The sequence below is a fragment of the Flavobacterium sp. ZT3R18 genome (genome assembly GCF_007097385.1).
Taxonomy (GTDB): Bacteria; Bacteroidota; Bacteroidia; order Flavobacteriales; family Flavobacteriaceae; genus Flavobacterium.
In genome coordinates this window covers 1-1,917 of the sequence record NZ_VJZS01000002.1, presented here as the reverse complement: position 1 = coordinate 1,917, position 1,917 = coordinate 1, and the positions used below count along the sequence as shown (strand labels likewise).

The following is a 1,917-nucleotide window of genomic DNA, read 5'->3' as shown; positions in this document are numbered from 1 at the left end:
AACAATAGTGGTAACAGCTTCATTAGGTGTTTCGCCTTATCAATATAGTATTGACAATGGGGTAACATATCAATTAAGCAATACTTTTGCCAACTTAACACCTGGGAATTATCAAATAATTGTAAAAGATGCTTACGGTTGTACATCAGTTGCTTTGGCACAAACAATCGCTGCACAGTTAAAAGTAAATACAGTTTTAACTAAAGATTTAGATTGTAACACTCCGCCGGATGCTATTATCACAGGTACAATTTCAGGAGGTAAGGCTCCATATACAGTGAGTATAGTTTCAGGAACAGGTACGTTAACACAACCAGTTGGTTTAGGAACCACTTTCACTTTTACAAGTACAACAGCTGGTGCAAATCAGTTTCAAGTAACAGATGTAAATAGTTGTACAGCAACTTCCGGAATAATTACAATAAAACCGATAGTACTACCTACAGGTTCAACAAGTGTTGTTGATCTAACTTGTAATGGGTCTGCCAATGGAAGTGTTACTATTACTCCTAGTTTAGGGGTTGGTCCTTATACTTTTAGTTTTAATGGAAGTTCGCCTACGTCAAATACAACTTATGGTGGTTTGGCTGCGGGAACTTATAATTATTCGATTATAGACAGTAAAAATTGTACTTTTAATAGCACTGTTACAGTATCAGAGCCTGCATTAATTACTTTTACCCCAGTTGTTACAAATATGTCTTGTCCTCCTGCATCAATATTGGGTTCAATTGAAGTAACTGCAGTTACAAATGGTATTGCTCCTTTTACTTATGTTTTGAAAAATACTGTAACCAATGTTACTTTAACTCATGTTGAACCTGCTCGTGCTAATTATATCTTCTCAGGTTTAAGCTTTGGTAATTACGCATTGACAGTAACTGATTCAAAAGGATGTTCAGTTACTCAAACAAAAGATGTACTTGCTCCGCCAACGGCTTTGATAATAGATATATCTACACCAGTAGTATCTTGTGCTTCTGGTGCTACAATTATTGTTTCTATTAACCCAACGCCTGTTCCTCCAGGGACGCCTTATACCTTTGGAATTTATGATATGAATGTTGCTCCTTTTTCAAGCGCATTATTGCCAAGTGATTTAGGATTTCCATTACAGCATACTTTTACCGGGTTGACTCCTGGTGTCGTTTACACATTCGTTATATTCGATAATATTACAAATTGTTACTATTTCCAAAAAGCAACAGGTCCAATTCCTCCATTGACACCATTAATAAGTGCAATTGATGTTGTTAAACCAGTAACTTGTAAAGGGACTTCTACTGGAAAAGTTAGTTTTACTGTTTCAAATTACTCTGGAACAAGTATTGATTATGAAGTTTTTTATGATCAAACGAATCTTTCAACAGGAATTACAGGTCATATATCAACTGCTGCCCCTACATCTGTTACTCCCATAATAGTGCCAGCTCTTGGAACTCTTACACCAGGAACCTATTATATTAAATTTAAGGAACTTGATGGTGCAAATACTGGTTGTATATCAGCATCTGCTACTTTTACAATTACTGAATCTGCGGTTGCTTTAACCGCAACTGCCACTGCTGATAAAAAAGATAATTGCAACCATACGGGTCAAATTTCTGCAATTGCCCAAGGTGGTACCCTACCTTATCAATATGAATTGGTAGGCCCTGTAAATATTGGGTATTCTAATTTTTCTACTTTTCCTAATGCTTCATCGCCATTAGTACTGACTACGGGTAATTATACGGTTAATATTAAAGATGCTAATGGTTGTGTTGTTTCAAAAGTAGTGTTTCTTGATATAGATCCAACACCCGTTGTAGCAGCGGTTCTTAATAATCAATGTACAGCAACTGAGGGTAATTTTGTAATAGATGTTACTTTGCCAACTGCGGGAATCGCACCTTACAGCTATAGCGTAGATGGTGG

The 1,917-nt window shown here is 36.4% G+C and carries 1 protein-coding gene; it reads left to right on the top strand.

Annotated features, from left to right (window positions below; all coding sequences use genetic code 11):
- The coding region (locus FNW52_RS20640; protein ID WP_185965901.1) for a SprB repeat-containing protein at positions 1–1,917 on the top strand (1,917 nt) is incomplete at both ends.